This window comes from Streptomyces sp. Ncost-T10-10d, assembly GCF_900091955.1.
Lineage (GTDB): Bacteria > Actinomycetota > Actinomycetes > Streptomycetales > Streptomycetaceae > Streptomyces.
The window spans coordinates 1-15,808 of record NZ_FMDF01000178.1 but is presented as its reverse complement, the minus strand read 5'-3'; the positions used below and the strand labels follow the sequence as shown (position 1 = coordinate 15,808).

General features: G+C 68.1%; 14 protein-coding genes. 11 read left to right on the top strand and 3 right to left on the bottom strand.

All coding sequences use genetic code 11. The features are described from left to right. Nucleotides 1-142: 142 nt before the first annotated feature. Nucleotides 143-367, bottom strand: coding sequence for a hypothetical protein (locus tag GA0115254_RS32115; protein WP_093898786.1), 225 nt, complete (start codon nucleotides 365-367; stop codon nucleotides 143-145). 187 nt (nucleotides 368-554) lie between these two features. Between GA0115254_RS32115 and GA0115254_RS45310 the strand changes: the two genes are divergently transcribed. Further along, nucleotides 555-1,076, top strand: coding sequence for a hypothetical protein (locus GA0115254_RS45310; RefSeq protein WP_141720950.1), 522 nt, complete (start codon nucleotides 555-557; stop codon nucleotides 1,074-1,076). A 454-nt stretch (nucleotides 1,077-1,530) separates the two neighbouring features. Continuing rightward, nucleotides 1,531-1,704 (top strand): hypothetical protein, encoded by a 174-nt coding sequence (locus GA0115254_RS44840; protein ID WP_176740378.1) that lies wholly within the window; start codon nucleotides 1,531-1,533, stop codon nucleotides 1,702-1,704. Nucleotides 1,705-1,911: 207 nt separating this feature from the next. Here GA0115254_RS44840 and GA0115254_RS32105 read toward each other — a convergent pair whose 3' ends face one another. After that, nucleotides 1,912-2,817 carry a hypothetical protein gene (locus GA0115254_RS32105; protein ID WP_141720949.1) on the bottom strand — a complete coding sequence of 302 codons (906 nt, stop codon included), beginning with the start codon at nucleotides 2,815-2,817 and terminating at the stop codon, nucleotides 1,912-1,914. 635 nt (nucleotides 2,818-3,452) lie between these two features. Between GA0115254_RS32105 and GA0115254_RS32100 the strand changes: the two genes are divergently transcribed. From GA0115254_RS32100 to GA0115254_RS32055, 9 genes are all read left to right on the top strand, one after another. Beyond that, nucleotides 3,453-3,704 carry a hypothetical protein gene (locus GA0115254_RS32100; RefSeq protein ID WP_093898783.1) on the top strand — a complete coding sequence of 84 codons (252 nt, stop codon included), beginning with the start codon at nucleotides 3,453-3,455 and terminating at the stop codon, nucleotides 3,702-3,704. Nucleotides 3,705-4,343: 639 nt separating this feature from the next. Then, nucleotides 4,344-5,489 carry a tyrosine-type recombinase/integrase gene (locus tag GA0115254_RS32090; protein WP_256102881.1) on the top strand — a complete coding sequence of 382 codons (1,146 nt, stop codon included), beginning with the start codon at nucleotides 4,344-4,346 and terminating at the stop codon, nucleotides 5,487-5,489. Further along, a complete protein-coding gene (locus GA0115254_RS32085) occupies nucleotides 5,486-7,528 on the top strand; it encodes a site-specific integrase (RefSeq protein ID WP_256102880.1) in 2,043 nt (680 codons plus the stop codon). The genes GA0115254_RS32090 and GA0115254_RS32085 overlap by 4 nt, the downstream gene beginning before the upstream one ends. A gap of 116 nt (nucleotides 7,529-7,644) precedes the next feature. Further along, nucleotides 7,645-8,748 carry a tyrosine-type recombinase/integrase gene (locus GA0115254_RS32080; protein ID WP_093898781.1) on the top strand — a complete coding sequence of 368 codons (1,104 nt, stop codon included), beginning with the start codon at nucleotides 7,645-7,647 and terminating at the stop codon, nucleotides 8,746-8,748. A 17-nt stretch (nucleotides 8,749-8,765) separates the two neighbouring features. After that, nucleotides 8,766-9,116 carry a helix-turn-helix domain-containing protein gene (locus GA0115254_RS32075; RefSeq protein WP_093898780.1) on the top strand — a complete coding sequence of 117 codons (351 nt, stop codon included), beginning with the start codon at nucleotides 8,766-8,768 and terminating at the stop codon, nucleotides 9,114-9,116. Further along, a complete protein-coding gene (locus GA0115254_RS32070) occupies nucleotides 9,113-11,533 on the top strand; it encodes a hypothetical protein (protein ID WP_093898779.1) in 2,421 nt (806 codons plus the stop codon). Before GA0115254_RS32075 ends, GA0115254_RS32070 begins: the two co-directional genes overlap by 4 nt. A 39-nt stretch (nucleotides 11,534-11,572) precedes the next feature. Then, the gene (locus tag GA0115254_RS32065; RefSeq protein ID WP_093898788.1) at nucleotides 11,573-12,118 is read left to right on the top strand and encodes a GNAT family N-acetyltransferase; all 546 of its coding nucleotides are present in this window, start codon (nucleotides 11,573-11,575) and stop codon (nucleotides 12,116-12,118) included. A gap of 74 nt (nucleotides 12,119-12,192) precedes the next feature. Then, nucleotides 12,193-12,663, top strand: a complete 471-nt coding sequence (locus tag GA0115254_RS32060) for a hypothetical protein (RefSeq protein WP_256102879.1) — start codon at nucleotides 12,193-12,195, stop codon at nucleotides 12,661-12,663. Beyond that, nucleotides 12,660-13,223: a hypothetical protein gene (locus tag GA0115254_RS32055; RefSeq protein ID WP_093898778.1), complete on the top strand. Its 564-nt coding sequence runs from the start codon at nucleotides 12,660-12,662 to the stop codon at nucleotides 13,221-13,223. Before GA0115254_RS32060 ends, GA0115254_RS32055 begins: the two co-directional genes overlap by 4 nt. 22 nt (nucleotides 13,224-13,245) lie before the next feature. Here GA0115254_RS32055 and GA0115254_RS32050 read toward each other — a convergent pair. Beyond that, on the bottom strand, nucleotides 13,246-15,808 hold a 2,563-nt coding region (locus GA0115254_RS32050; RefSeq protein WP_107451434.1), incomplete at its 5' end, for a DEAD/DEAH box helicase.

The window sequence follows — 15,808 nt, the reverse complement described above, 5'->3', positions numbered from 1 at the left end:
CCGAGCAGCACCGGCACCACGAGGGATGCCATCTTGCCCTCGCCCGGCTGCATCCGCAGCGCCCGGCCCACGGCCTGGACCAGGTCGGGCATCGAGCCGCGCACATCCGCCCAGTACACGGAGTCGCAGTTGCGGGTGTCGATTATCTAGAGGTCGGGAACCGTGAGGGATGTTTGCCTTGTCTGCCCTGGAGGAGGTCGTCAAGCGGATCACGGACGACGAGGACGAGCTGCTGGCGTTCTTCGACTTCCTTGACCGGGAGGCGCACCGGGTTGCTGAGCAGCTGGGTGCCCGGCGCGACGGTGATGTGCGAACGGCTGCCGAAGGTGAGCGGGGTGACTGTGCTGGGGGACGGCGTCCGCGCCATTGCCCTGGAGGGCGACGGGCGCCTGGTCCACTGTCAGCGGTGCGGAACCGGGACCTGACACCCGGGCCCGGGCTCGATGCGGGCGACGGGCGCAGTGCGACCCGATCACGGTGGCGGCGGAGCTCCAGCGCCGGGGCGTGCTGGCGAAGGTAGGCGGGCGCCGTACCTGCACCAGCTGGTCCAGGAGGTGTCGACCGCTGCGCACGCGGTGAGCTACGCGGCGGAGCTGCGCGAGGCGGGTCAGCTGCGGGCGGTCTCCCGTGCCATGGCCGGTGGCGACCCGCAGGAGATCGCGGAGGCCTCGGTCGCCGACATGCAGGCGGCCCGGGACCGGGGCCTGCCCGCGACGGACGAGCCGTCGACCGATCTGCTGGATTTCATCGCGGAGGCCGATGAGGACGACGACTGGGTGATTCCCGGTGTGCTGGCCCGGTGGGACCGGATGATCGTGACCGGCGGTGAGGCGGCGGCAAATCCCTGTTGCTGCGTCAGCTCCTGGTCCGTGCGGCCGCCGGGCTCCACCCCTGGAAGAAGGCCCGGATCCGGCCGGACAAGGCGATGCTCGTCGACGTGGAGAACTCGCGCCGTCAGACTCGGCCGTGGCTCCGGAAGATGGCCCGGGCTGCGCCGGAGATGGGGCGCCCATCGAGGCCGGGCGGATGGTCGTGGACGTCCGCCCGCAGGGTCTGGACCTCAACCATGGCGCTGACCGGTCGTGACTGCTGCGCCGGGTGGAGGCCGAGAAAGCGGACATCATCGGGCGGGTTCGGGAGCTCGCGCGGGTATCTGACTCCCTTCGGTGTACCGGGCGTTCCACTCGCTCGACGACTTCGTGGGCGTAGCCCGTAGCACCGCTGCTGCGTCCATTCAAGGAATCCGCGTCAGGAACCTCGTCGGCCCGATTTCTTGAACGGGGCCTGCTGCGCCTTAATCGTGGGGTCCGTCGACCGGGGCTTGCGCCGCTAGGTAGTGCCCCCTGCATCGTGCTGCCCACCACCACGTGACCCCGGTCCGTCAAGTCCTCGCGAATCCGCCTTCCGGCCCGTCACAGCCCTTCTGCGGAGGGGCCGGAACGGATTTTCGCGAGCACTCGATCCAGCCGTCCGGATCGCGGACTGTGGCTCCGCGCTCAACCGGAGCGCCCCTGCAAGAAGGAGATTTCCGTGTCCTCGCTCGTTCTGCTGGTCGTGCTGCTCCTGGTCCTCGTCACGGTTCTGGGAGTGGGCTTCATGGCCTACCTTGCGCACCGTCACCCGGCTGCCGCGACACCGCTGGTGGTCGCCACGGGCGGCGCGGCCCTCATGGTGGCCTGCGTCGTCCCGATCGCCATCCGATGACCGGGGCAGACCCTCCACGGGGCGGGCAAGCCTTGTGCCGGCCTGAGCAAGCCCGGGCTTGCTCAGGCGTGGGCCAGGTCCGGGTTCGTGCACCGACACCTCTTTCCACGAGATAGCCGGGGAGAGGCGGGTGATGCGGATCGGGCGGGCCCTCGCTCTAACCGGCCGGAGTGCTGTCGCGTCCAGCTCGGGCACGAGCCGTCCGGCTCAGCTCTCCTCCGTGCTCGCCCCGGCCTTCTTCCTCGTCACGCGGATGACGCGGCGCCGCTTGATCTCGGCCGTCTCGTTCAGGCGGTCAAGATGGAGGTAGTGCACGTTACGCATGTGCAGAGCGTCTGCCTCGAAGTCTGATTCGTTCACGGGCCGTCGCTTCGTGGTGATCAGCCCGGCCGCCGCCAGTTCACCCAGCCCCTTGCTCCGTGTGTCCTCGCTGAGCGCGAACCGGGTGTCTGCCTCTCGTGGGCTGAACCACAGCGCTCTCTCCTGCAGGCCCCCGTTCTCGGCCAGGAGGGCGAGGAACATCGCGATGCCAGCCCCCGAGAGGACCGCGATGTGGCCGCGGGTCCAGAACGTCTGCGGGATTTGCAGGTACCGGTGGACGACAGCTCCCAGGCCGAGGAGGCCTTCCTCCTTCTCCTTCTTTGCAGCGGCTCCGGGCGCGATCCACGGGTCGCCGTTCCCGGTCTCGGACAGCACGGTCACCAGGTTCTGGCGTCCTGTCCTGGCGATGCTGATGAAGTTGTTCTCCTCCAGCCACGCTTGGGCGTCACTGATGCGCCTTGCGCCGGCGGTCTGGGGGGCGTTGAGGTCGAACAGGGTGGCCCAGGCCCCGTTTCGGATGGACAGCTCGCGAGCTTGGTCGTCGCGCTGGACCCAGAGGTAGCTGAGATAGAGCTTGAGCCGCACCTGTCCGCCGCGGCCGCCGCCTCGGAGCATCCGGGCCAGGGGCGGAACCTCGTTCTCGAGCGAGACCCGTTCAACGAAGCTGTAGCGAACCTGCGCCCGGCGTCGCCCACTTCGCCCGGCGTTCTCGGCCATCCTCAACGCCTGGGCGCTGGGCGCCGCCAGCGTCCGGCTCGCCGACTTGGTGGGCGGAACTTCCGGTGCTTGCATCGGGTCACCCGCAGTCATAGTTAGTAGGAGAATTAGTTAGTTAATTGAGTACTGTAGTGCCGGGTTCTAGAGCAGAACCAGCCCGGCGCTAGCGTAGGTGGTAAACCGGGCTGGAAACGTGTTCGACCGGCGCTAGGGTGGGGTTCCAACTGGGTGCAAAGAATAAGGGACTTGGCAACGGCTCCCGCGCCGTGCTCTACTCATCTCCAGGACGAGCCGAGAGGCCCCAGGGAGAGGTCGTGTCCCTCAACTCTGCAGCTTCAGGGGCTCGTTCAGGACCAGGTGGTAGACCGCGATCGTTGTCCCATGGAGAAACGGTTTCGATCGCCGGACGCAGGGTGAGGGCAGACGAGGTCGTGTTCCTCGTTCCTCCCTGCCACAGGATCCGCATAAAGGCCCAGGCAACCGCCTGGGCCTCCATGCGCTGCTGAAGCGCGGACCAAGCCCAGCAACAGTCTTTCCCTGAACGGCTCCAGACGGGCCTTCCCCTGTCTGGAGCCGTCGCGCTATCCAGTACACGCTCCGTCCCCCCGGTCCGTTCCGGGGTGCGGAGCGCTGCTGTTTGCCCACCCAGCCCGAGCACCAGAGGGCGGAGCACCAGTCGCTCCGCCCGCCGTCCATTTCAGGGGGAAACCATGACCACTGTTCCGAACCCGACCCAGCCCGGCGCCCCCGCACCGGTGCCAGAGCCTGCCGTTCCCGACCGGGCGGCGTGGGTGTTGCCGGTGTCCGTGATCGGGGTGGTGGTTGTGGTGATGGCGTGTGCGTTCGGGGCGTTCCTCGTCCATGCGTACCCGGTGCTCAAGGAACCTTTGACGGTGGCCCTGGGCATCGCGACGCTGGCCGGGCTGGTCGTGGCCACGGTGGTGTCCCTGAACCGGAGCTGATTCCCTCGGCACCGACGCCTGGGCCGGTGACCTGGTGGGGCCGTCTTCGTTGGCCCGGTGATCGATTTCGGACGGCAAGTAGTGGGAGACCTGATGACGGCTCGACAGACACGGCCCCTCACGAGCGTGGTGGCGCTGTCGGGCTTCCTCAGCCCCGTCCACCGTGTCGGTGTCTCCGGCGGATCCGGACGCGGCGGTGAAAGTCGCGGTGCTGGCTTCGTACTCGGCGATGTGGGTGGAGCAGATGAAGGCTTACCGGGTGGCGTCGCCCGAGGGCACGCGCCTGAAGGACTACGCGACGCTCGACGTCCTGTCGACGTTCGAGGTGGACCTGGCCCATATGAAGAAGAGCGGCACGATCGGTACCGTCACGCTCGGGCACGAGACGGAGGTCGTCGACCTCGACTCGGAAGCGGAGATCCCGACGGCCACGGTGGAGGACTGCATTGATTCGAAGTGGAAGGCGGAGCACACTCCGTCGGGCGAGGTGTTCCCGCTGCCGAGCGCGCCATTATCCATAGGCGCACAGGACCGTGGGGTGTGTTCGGTGTGGTTCCCACCTGGTCGTGTAGGGGATGTCCGGAAGCGGCGCCGGCCCGCGTCGGAGCTTGGTCTGTTTGGCGGGTGGAGCAGAGCTATGTGGCTGAGCGTTCGATCTCTCCGTCGACCGGTGTGGAGCGGTGGGTGGTGGCCGATACACGCACCTTCGACCTGCATGCCGAGGCGTGTGCGTTTCTGGCCGGGTTGCGTAGTAAGGGCCGGTCGCCGAACACGGAGCGGGTCTACGCGGGCCGTCTCGCCCTCTATCTGAACTACTGCGCGGAGCGCCGCATCGAGTGGTGGCGTCCGAGTTTCATGGCGCTGTCCGGGCTGCAGCAGTGGCTGGTCACCACGCCGCTGCCGGCCCGCAGCCGCCGCTCCCCGGCAACGGCTGCGCCCCGCTACCGCGCGCAGGGAACGGCGAACGCGGTGATGACGGCGGTCACGGACTTCCTGCGCTTCGGCGCGCTCCACGGCTGGGTCCCTGCCCAGACGGCTGGCCTGTTGTCGGAGCCGAAGTTCCTGCGGTTCTTGCCGGCCGGTTACGACGACGGTGAGCGTGGCCAGTGGCGTCAGGTACAGGTGTCGGCTTTTCGTTTCCAGGTCAGCGAGCCCGGCTACGAGGCCCTGTCCCCACAGCAGATCCGCCGCATGATCGCGGATACGCCCCGGGCGCGGGACCGTTTTCTCATCGCGCTGCTCGCCGCGACCGGCCTGCGGATCGGGGAGGCCCTGGGTCTGCGCCAGGAGGATCTGCACTTCCTGGCTTCGTCACGCTCGCTGGGCTGCCCGGTGGAGGGCCCGCACCTTCATGTGCGGCGCCGCACCGACAACCCGAACCGGGCCCTGGCCAAGTCCAGACACTCCCGCTGCCTCCCCGTCACCCCCGAGATCGTCGCCTTCTACACCGACTACCAGCACGAACGGACCCCGGTGGCCGCCGCGGCTGAGACAGGCATGGTGTTCGTGAACCTCTTCCGGCCCCCGCTGGGGCGGGCCATGACCTACCCGAACGCCAAGAACGTCTTCGACCGTCTGGCCCGCCGCGCCGGGCACCCGGCTCGCCCGCACATGCTGCGCCACTCCGCGGCCACCCACTGGCTGCGTGAGGGAGTGGACCGGGACGTGGTGCAAAAGCTGCTGGGTCACGCCTCGCCGCTGTCCATGGACCGCTACCGTCACGTCGATGAGTCCGAGACCCGGGCGGCTGTCGACCGGGCCCAGGCATGGCGGGAGGACCAGTGAGCACGGCTGGTGCGCCTGCCGTCGCACTTTCCGCACCGACGAAGGCCACGAAGAAGTCGTGGGAGACGTGGCTGCGTGCCCACATCGATCCCGTGTGGCGGCCGGGGGAGTGGGACAGCGCCAGATGGCTGTTCACCGGAGACCTCGACAACCCGCGCACCTCGTCCTCGCGGTGCCGCACCCGGCGCTGCGACGTGATCGTGCGCGCTCAGGAGACGTTCTGTACCTACTGCTCGGACCAGCGCAGGAAGAGCGGTCTGCCGCGGGAAGAGTTCGCCGCCACTTTCATCCCCGCTCGTTCCAGATCCCTGCCGTTGACGGTCGTCGGGCCGTGCACGCTCACCCGGGACGGCGTGCGGTGCGTACGGCCCCAGGTATCGGGAGGCCTGTGCGCGGCTCACGACAACTCCCGTAAGTACCCCGCGGCAAGGGGCACGTTCGAACGCTGGCTCCGTGAGCGCGCTATGCCCTTCACCGACGTGCCCGTCTGCATGGTCGCCGACTGTGCCGGCGCATCCATGAATTCCCGGGGACTGTGCAACTATCACTGGCGTGCCTGGAGGGCAGAATGCCGCTCCAGCACCGCCCCCGTCCCTGCTGCGCAGTGGGCGCCGGGGCAGCCGCTGTATCTGCTGGCGCACCAGTTCCATCTCGCCCCGTTGCCCGAGCTGCTGCGCTGGGAAGTGCTCTACGCCGTGCAGCAGATGGACCAGTGGGTACGTGCCCTGGAACCTCACTGGATCCGCGGCGTGATCAGCCACCTCACCACGGCCGACACTCTTCTGGACGTCACCAACACGGCCCGGCTCACCAAGCCGCATCAGTCTGCCGTCCGCACAGTGGAGAACCTGCAGTCCGCCGCCCGCGCCGGATACAGCGAGTTCTCCGGGATCACCCTCATCGACCAGGACGTCATCGATCTGCGCGTCCTCGGGCTGCGCCACAGCGCCTCCGGTAAGCGCCGGCATCTGCCCGGCCGCGTCGATCTCCGCACAGTCCGCCAGCCCTGGCTGCGCCAGGCGCTGCGTCATTGGGTGACCACCGCCCGACCCACCACGGAAGACTTCAAGCGCACTTTCCACGCGACGACCATCGCCTCCACGGCACTCGCCCAGCGCGCCGACGCCGGCGACGATCCCGCCGCCCTGACGTTCGCCGATGCCACCTTGGCCGTCGACGCTTTCCGCGCCGCACACAAAAGAGACGGTACCCCCTACTCTTCCTCCTTCCGGCGCAGCCTGCTGGGGATGTTCTTCCAGCTCATCGCCTACGGCCGCCGCTGCGGCACCCTCGATGACCTGGCCGGCACCTTCACCCGCGTGCCCGTCGAGCACGTCATCTCCGTGGAAGAACCCAACGAGGACTTCATCGGCAAGGCCATCCCCGAGTCCGTCATCCGGCAACTGGACGCTCACCTCGACACTCTGGGCACCGGAAACACCTACGGCTGCCGCGACATCGCCCCAGAGGCCCGGCACCTGCTGTACCGCACGATGTACATCGTCCTGCGCGACACCGGGCGCCGCCCGCTCGAGATCGTCTCCCTGGCCCGTGACTGCCTGGAGATCCATAACGGCCAGCCCACCCTGATCTGGGACAACCACAAGAGGAAACGCCACCGCAGACGTCTGCCGATCACAACTTCCACCGCCGACGCCATCCGAACCTGGCAAGCCTGTCGCGACCAGCTGCATCTTCCCGCCAAGGGGGATCGATACCTCTTTCCGTCCCTCACCGCCCTGAGCGACGCCCCTCACATCTCCAGCACCTACCTCAGCGACGCCCTCAGGCTCTGGGTAGACGCCCTGCCCCAGCTCCACGCCGAGGGCACCGACTCCAAAGGACAACGCCTGCTCTTCGACCGGTCTCTGATCTACCCCTACGCCTTCCGCCACTCCTACGCCCAGCGCCACGCAGACGCCGGCACCCCCGTCGACGTGCTGCGCGAGCTGATGGACCACAAATCCATCGCCATGACCCAGCGCTACTACAACCCTCGGGAATTGCATCAGGCGGGCGAGAAGTCGCAGGTCGCCTGATCATGGAGGGAAGCGGAAGGTGTTCGTAGGCTCTACGAACTGGCCTCCTGAACAGGGGTGTTGCCGAGGCGATCCCTTCTGATGCATGATCTGCTCTCCAGAAGGGATGGTCTGGAGTGGCACATCAGCGCAAGGTGGCCCTGGCCGGGTCGGCCCATATGGAGCTCGTCTCCGGGGTCGTTCAGCTGCGTCCGGAGGACGCGATGTTCGACGCGATGCTGCGTGGTTGGCGTGCTCAGCAGAAGTCGCGAGGGCTGAAGGACGAGACGATTGACCCGAGGGAACGGCTGATCCGCCGGTTCTTGGAGTTCACGAACGAGTACCCGTGGCGATGGACGCCCGCCCACCTGGACGAGTGGTCGGCCTCGCTGACGAGCGAGAGCCACTTGGCGCCCTCCACGATCCGCAGCTACCAGGGAACCGTTGGGCTGTTCACCGAGCTCCTCATCGACGCCCGATACGGCTGGGTCCCGGCGTGTGAAGAAGCCTTCGGCACCTTCCCTGTGGCGATCTGCCACGAGTGGAACACCCTCCCTCACCTGCAGGATTACGAAGGCAGCCCGGAGGCGAGGCCGTTTACGAGGGAAGAGCTGCAGCGCTTCCTCGACTACGCCGACGACCAGGTCGCACGCGCCGTGAAGGCCAAGCGCAAGGGGGCCCTCGCTGCCTACCGGGACGCCACGTTGTTCAAGGCCATCTACGGGTGGGGGCTTCGGCGGACCGAGACATCCAAGCTTGACGTGGTCGACTTCGGACGCAATCCGCAGGCCCGGCAGTTCGGCCGGTACGGCACGCTCAACGTCCGCTACGGCAAGGCCAAGAAGGGGCAGCCGCCGCGGCGGCGGAACGTGCTGTCGGTGATGGACTGGGCCGTCGAGGCAGTCGCCGACTACGTCGAGAACGTCCGGCCTCGCTTCGGATTCCCCGATCACCCGGCCCTGTGGATCACCGAACGCGGGGGCCGCCTCCAGCCCGGCTCCATCAACGACCGGTTCGAGGCATACCGCGACGCCCTAAAGCTCCCAAAAGACCTATCTCCCCACTCAATCCGACATTCTTACGTCACGCATCTGACCGAGGACGGAGTCGACCGCCGGTTCATCCAGCAGCAGGTCGGCCACGAGTGCGACAGCTCCCTGGCCATCTATACGCACGTCAGCGACGACTTCATGAACACTTCCCTGCACAAGGCACTGGCCCCGGCATTCGCCGGAGCCTGACGAGGAGGGATCCGGCGATGGCCGCCAAGCTCGACTACCACTGGCACCTGCGCAAGGTCATGGCCGACCGCGGGATGTTCTCCACCACCGACCTCATCTCTCCGCTCGCCGAACGCGGCATCAGCCTGTCGTCGAGCCAGGTCTACCGGCTCGTCGTCGAGCGACCGGAGCGACTGAGCCTGAAGATTCTCATGGCCCTACTCGACATCCTCGACTGCGCCATGGACGACCTCATCGAGCCCATCGCGGCGGCCGGCGCCGTGAAGAAGTCGAAGAAGGCAGCCGTCGGCGGCTCGGCACCCGATACGGAGGGAGTCGGCGGGCTGCGGCCAAAGCGGGCCCGGATCAGGGGCGTTGACCGGCCATGACCACAGCGGACCAGCTCGCCCGCGCCGTCGCCGATCCGGTCGGCCTGATCGCAGACCTCGTCGCCGACATCGAGAACGCTCTCGACAGCGAGACCATCCGGACCGTGGTGACCGCGGTCGCGGGTGGCCGAGCGAAGTCACGGAGCTTGGCCAAGGCCCTGGCGATAAGGCCCGCTGTCCTGACCGACGGCCGATCTCCGGCGCCACGGGCCGTCGGCGATCTGCTCATTGAGCTCCGCAAGGCCGGAGCATCGGCGATCGCTCCGCCGGTCTGCGCTGAGTGCGGCAAGACGCTGCGGACCCTCCAACGCAGGGGCCAGGACTGGTACTGCGGAGTCTGCGGGCAGGAAACCGCCGAGTGCATCGCCTGCGGCAACGTCCGGCGCGTCAGCTTCCGGGACCGCAAGGGCCTGCCGCGCTGCAAGATGTGTCCCGACCACGACGACCGTGATCCAGTCACCGTCGTCCACGACCTGATCAGCGCGATCGCCCCGGGTGCCGGCCGTGATGCGGTCGCCGAGGCTCTCCGCCGGACGGCGCCCGACCGTCCCCACTATCGCCAGCGAGTGGTCTGGGCCTTGGAGGAGAATCCCCGGCTGCTGGCCGGGGAGGGCTACCTGGCGCCGCATCGCGCCATCTTGAAGTTCATCGATCTGCTGCACGAGGCCGGTGTCGCTGGGATCGTCCGGCCTGCCTGTCCTCGCTGCCGTCGGGTGGTCCGCATCGACAAGCCGCTGGACGGGCAGCGGGTCTGCCGCAACTGCATCGCCAAGTCCCGCGTCGAAGAATGCGTACGCTGCGGAGCCCGGCGCGAGCCGGCCACCCGCGACGACCAGGGGCGACCGCTGTGTCCGAACTGCCTGATCACCGACCCCGCGAATACCGAGGTCTGCATCAGCTGCGGCGAACGACGCCGAGTGCAGAACCGCACCGCCGACGGTCCTCTCTGCCCCAACTGCTGCCCTCTGCCCGTCCTGGTCTGCGCGATCTGCGGCCGCACCGCACCCGGCACACTCTCGAAGCTCACCGGCCTGCCCCGCTGCCGCGGCTGCTTCCAACGGCAAGCTCACTGCACCATCTGCGGAGGACTCTGCGGCATCCACTCCGGCACTGCCGACGCGCCCATCTGCGGTCCGTGCACGACACCGGACGCCGAGCTCTGGCGCCCATGTCCCACTTGCGGACAAGCCGAGCGGCTGCACGCGCCGGGTCCGTGTCCTCGCTGCACTCTCAAGCTGCGGCTCCACGATCTCCTCGCCGACGACACCGGCTCCATACCCTCGAAGCTGCAGCCCCTCTACGACATCCTGGCCAGCACCGAACGGGCCCGCACCGCGATGAGCTGGCTCTCCAAAGGCATCGTGTCCACCGTCCTGTCCGATCTTGGCTCCGGCCGCCGCCCTCTCACCCACCAGGCCCTGGATGAGCTCCCGGAGGGCAAGGTCGTCGAGCACATCCGCAGCGTTCTCGTCGCCACCGGCGTCCTGCCCCAGCGCGACGAGCAGATGGTCCGTCTCGAACGGCACGTGAAGGACCTCGTTGCCTCCCATACGACGGTCGAGGGACGGAAAATCTTGCACCGGTACGCAACGTGGCACCTTCTACGTCGGCTTCGCCGACGCAGCCGCGGCAAGGAGATCACGCACTACCAGCTCGCGACCGCGCGGCAGCACCTTCGGGCGGCCGTCTATCTCCTGGACTGGCTCGAGGAACAGAATCTGACCCTGATCACCTGTCGACAGGCCGACCTTGATCGCTGGATGACCAGCGACGACGTCCTCCTTCGCACAGAGGCAGGCCACTTCGTTCGCTGGGCTCTGGCCCAGAAGATCACCCGCGATCTCAGCTTCCCGGCCGTGAGATGGAACGGCCCCACCCAGCTGATGGACGACGAGGCCCGCTGGGACACCGCGCGACGCCTGCTGCACGACGACACCCTCAAGCCCGAAGACCGCCTCGCCGGCCTGCTGTTGCTCCTCTATGCCCAATGGCCCGCCACGATCTCTCGGCTCACCGTCAACCACATCGAGGAAACGGACGGCGCCGTCCACATCCACCTCGGCGCCGTCCCGGTCGAACTCCCGGCACCCGTCGCTGACCTCGTCCTCCAACAAGTCGCAGTCCGCCACAGCCATGCCACCCTCGCCCGGACGGACTCACCCTGGCTCTTCCCCGGTGGCCAGCCCGGCCGCCCGATCAGCGCCTGGGCCATGGGCGAACGCCTCCGCAAACTTGGCATCCGCCTCGCGGAAGCCCGCTCAACCGCGCTCCTCCAACTCGCCACCGAGCTACCGGCTGCGGTCCTTGCCCGCACCCTCGGCATCGACATCACCGTCGCCGTCAAATGGCAGCGAGCCGCCGCCGGAGACTGGGCCGCCTACGCAGCCGAGATCAGCCGCCGGAACTCGAAAGCCTGACCCATCCCGATGTCAGACCCCGCTGACATGCTCCTTCTCATGACGCACGCAGAAATGCCCGACCTCGTCCAGATCACCGACGCACGCGAGATCACCCCCGAACTCCGATGCCAGCTGATCAACTGCTGGATCGCGGTCACCAACTCGGGCGGCGCCGCCGGATTCCCCTTCCCTCCCGTCCAGGACGACGACGTCGCGCCCGTCACGGACAAGTTCCTCGGCCGTCTCCACCCACAGCAAAGCCGACTCATCACCGCCAGATTTGATGACGGCCTTGCCGGATGGGTCGTCCTCAACCGTGATCCCTACCGACTCGTCGAGCACTGGGGCACGGTCCACCACCTTCAGACCCACCCCGAATTCCGCGGCCGTGGTGTCGGGTCCGCTCTCATGCGCGAGCTCCGGAAGATCGCCCGCGACGAACTGGGACTCGAACAGCTCCATCTCGCGGCCCGGGGAGAAGAAGGGCTGGAGGACTTCTACGGCCGGCTCGGATGGCGTGAGGTCGGTCGCTGGCCCGGAGCCCTCCGCCTCACGCCCGACGACACCCGGGACGAGGTCCTGATGCTCCTCGATCCCCTCTGATCGCGGGGGTATTCCGGGAGTTCCAATACCCGACTCCACCATTAACCGTCTCCCTCAAACGGAAGAGCGAAGCCGTGGCCAAACTCAGCGCACATGTCCTCGACCAGCACGGCCACCCCAGCCCCAGCTCGAGCACGGCCTACGAGATGCGCTCCGTCGCCGTTCCCTACGGCGGCTGCACCGAGCCGTCAAACGTCAAAGCCGGCGGCCAGGCCTGCCCCATCCGCTTCCAATGCGCCGGCTGCGGCTTCTACCGCCCTGACCCCTCCTACCTGCCCGCCATCGAGCACCACATCAACGAACTGCGAGCAGACCGCGAAACCGCACTCGCCATGGGCGCAGCCGAGTTCGTCACCACCGCCCTCACCGCACAAATCACCGCCTACCAGCGCGTCATCGACCGCATGAACACACACCTGGCATCCCTCCCCGCTTCCGAACGCGCCCAGATCGAAGAAGCCAGCACTGCGCTGCGCAAAGCACGAGCAGGCGACAACCACACCCTCCTACCCCTCACCACTGCCCGACCGAAAGACTCGCGATGAATCCCCGCGGCAACCCCGCCCCCCTCGCCGAAGCCAGACGCCGTCACAGCCTCGACAAACGAGCCCGTGTCCTCACCGTCCTCGCCACTCTCGAGAAACAGGGGAAGCCGCTGACCTTCGCCGCAGTCGCCCGAGCAGCCCGAGTCTCCACCTGGCTCACCTATGCCCCTGGCGTACGCGAGCACGTCGAGGCAGCCCAACTACGCCAAGTCCACAGCACCCCGCTATCTGCCACGGCAAGCCCGCCCTCCCAACTCAGCCTGCGCACCGAACTCGAAATCGCCCGGCAGGAAATCAGAGAACTCCGCGACGAACGCGACCGGCTCCAGGCAGCCCTGCGCCACCGACTTGGCCAGCAACTCGATGCCATTCACACCCCCGACACAGCAACCAGAGCAGACCAGCTGAACGCTCTGAACCAGGACCTCACCCGCCGGCTAGAGGAAGCCGTCTCAGAGAACGCCACGTCGCGCGCCCGCATCACCACCCTCGAAGAAGACTTGACTGCCGCCCGCACCAGCCTGCGCCGGATGATCCGCACCGAGAACACGGCCCGCTGAGCGACACCACCATCTACGGCGGTCATGCCCACTCCACACCCAGCTTCGAGAGCGCAGCGCGCTGCTCGCTGCTGAGTTTGTCCCGCCTCGATTTGGTGTTCGAGACCCATACGCCCAGTTTCACGAGCACCGGCTCCGCCTCGTCGTCGACCGCGATCTCCTCACTGTGCCCGCGCGGCACCGGCCGGTCCGCGCCTTCCCGCTCTACCCACTGTGCGAGGGCCGCCAGACCCCGTTGGAATGCCTGCTGCGCCTTGCTCGGGCGCTGCTTGGCCGCGCCCTTGGCTTCTGGGGCGGGAGCCGGCGTCTCAGTGGGCTGTACGCCCAGCGCTGTCAGCCGTTCCTGCTGTTCGGTGGAGAGCTGCGCCCAGGTGCCTGGGTTCTTCTGTCGCTGGAGCCATCGTCCGATGTCGTCGCCCTCGAAGAGCACGCCGGGCTGGATGCCGGGCAGTACGCCGTCGGCGTCGACCAGGTCTGCGAGCACCTTGTAGTGGCGTTGCCAGTCCAGTGGCCAGGGGCAGTTCCAGTCCGGGTCGATCTCTGTCAGCTGCGCCGCGCGTACGGCGGCCCGCTCCGGCTCTTTGCCCAGGCCGTTCTTCGCGCCTTTGCGGCGGAGGTTGGCCATGTGCTGGCCGATGGGCACCATCGCCTCACCCTCACCCTGACCCTGACCCTGACCCTGACCCCAGAGGGCGTCCTGGCGGGGTGCGAGGTGTCCGGTGGCGCGGTGGTAGGAGCGGAGTGCGGCGAGTTTGTTCTCCCATGCTTCGTCGCCGGGTTCCCAGACCATCCCGGCGTCGTCGAGGAGTTCTTTGCGGTGGGGGTCGAGTTCACCTGTGCGCTGGGCGCGGCGTTGCTGGTGTACCCACCGCCCCAGGGGGTAGTCCTTCGTGACGCCGACCTCGACCTCAACGTCGTAGGGGACGGCGTGCAGGCCGGTGATCCCGTTCTCGGCACGCCAGCGGATGAGGGCCTGGTAGCCCTCCAGCCAGACCAGGGACTCGGGCCGGATGACACGGCAGCGGGTCAGGGCGGCGATGTCGGCGGCGTCGCGGGGGGAGGCGAAGTTGACCACGATGGAGGTGACCCGGTTGACCTCCTGCTGCGCCTCGCTGGTCTTCTCGGGCATGTCCTCGTTCTCCGGGCCGGCCGCGGGGGCGGGCCGGACGTGGATGCGTCGGCGTTCCTCACCGCGTGTCAGGGCGCGGGAGGCGAGCTGGTCGACCATGCGTTCCGAGTGCGAGCGCAGGGCCTGGAGGATGTCGACCAGGGGCTGGTAGCTGGCGGAGGCGACCATGTCCTTCGGGTCCTCCCCGGGCTGGAGGAAGACGGGGATGATGATCCGTGCGGTCTTGGTCGTGCCGTCGGGGTTGGGGCGCAGGGCGCGTCCGATGTTCTGGACGACGTCGACCTGGGAGCTGCGCGAGCCGACGATGCACACGGCCTCGACCCCGCGCAGTCCGGTGATGTCGACCCCGACCCCGAGCGCCCGTACCGAGGACAGGAACGCCCGGTGTACGCGCCGGTTCTGGGCGTTGATTCCGTTGGCGAACCGGTGGATCACCGCACGCCGGTGCGCGATGGGATGGTCCCCGCACAGCCAGTCCGCCCACACCCGGTCCGGGGGCACGTGACGGCCCTCCTCCAGCTCGTACAGCTCAGCGTCGATCGACGACTTCGGCAGCTCCTCCGCACCTACCAGCGCCGCCGCGGAGGCCTCGGCGGTATACAGCTCGGCGGCCGTGCGCGGCATCTGCTCGGCGAACGCCGCCGCCTCCTCCACCCGCTGATGGAACACCATGGTGGTGTGCAGATTCTGCTGCGCCGCGTGCTCCAGCAGCGCCGCCTGGAGCAGGGCCATGCGCCGGCCACGCAGCGCGTCCTCCGACAGGCCCAGGATCGGGTCCGGGTCGCGGATCTCCAGCACGTCGATCTCGAACCCCGCGAGGATCGACCGTTCCACCGCCTCCGCCAGCCCAAGATCGAAGATCCGGGCGCCGTAGGTGCTGGAGTCGTCCTCCATCGACGCGATCACCACCTCCCGCCCGTCCCGGCCCCGCTGCGGCCGGGGCGCGGCGAGAATCCGCGGGGTCGCGGTCAGGTAGAGCCGGAAGTCGACGGGGATCCGGCTGTTGTCGTGGATCGCCGCCCACGGCCGGCCCATGTCCCCCGCGGTCATGTGCCCCTCGTCCAGGATGGCCAGGTCGAACGGAGCCATCCGCTGCCCGTACAGCCGCTCCCCGCCCGCCAGAGCCGACTCCAACGGCCCAGGGACAGTCCGGCGACCAGTGACGTCGGTGGGGTCCTCGCGGTCCACGAGAGAGGCGTACGTGGCGAACACGACCACCGGCCCGGTCCCGGCCCACAGAGCGAGCTGGATCGGGTTGGTGGTCGTGCGCACCCCGAGCTGCTCCAGGATCTCGTCCTTGTCCACCGAGCAGACCGCGACCATCGGCGCGCGGTGCCCGACCCACCGCCAGGACTGGGCACTCTGCACGATCAGGTCCAGCGTGGGCACCATGACGAGGATCCGTCCCTCCGGGAAGTACTCCAGAGCGCACGCAGCGGTGGTGATCGTCTTACCT

Bases quoted from the DNA above. Each gene is read 5' to 3' on its own strand.
- GA0115254_RS32115 (WP_093898786.1), bottom strand. From the start codon at position 367: ATGGCGCGGACGCCGTCCCCCAGCACAGTCACCCCGCTCACCTTCGGC.
- GA0115254_RS32105 (WP_141720949.1), bottom strand. From the start codon at position 2,817: ATGCAAGCACCGGAAGTTCCGCCCACCAAGTCGGCGAGCCGGACGCTG.
- GA0115254_RS32100 (WP_093898783.1), top strand. From the start codon at position 3,453: ATGACCACTGTTCCGAACCCGACCCAGCCCGGCGCCCCCGCACCGGTG.
- GA0115254_RS32075 (WP_093898780.1), top strand. From the start codon at position 8,766: ATGGCCGCCAAGCTCGACTACCACTGGCACCTGCGCAAGGTCATGGCC.
- GA0115254_RS32070 (WP_093898779.1), top strand. From the start codon at position 9,113: ATGACCACAGCGGACCAGCTCGCCCGCGCCGTCGCCGATCCGGTCGGC.
- GA0115254_RS32065 (WP_093898788.1), top strand. From the start codon at position 11,573: ATGACGCACGCAGAAATGCCCGACCTCGTCCAGATCACCGACGCACGC.
- GA0115254_RS32055 (WP_093898778.1), top strand. From the start codon at position 12,660: ATGAATCCCCGCGGCAACCCCGCCCCCCTCGCCGAAGCCAGACGCCGT.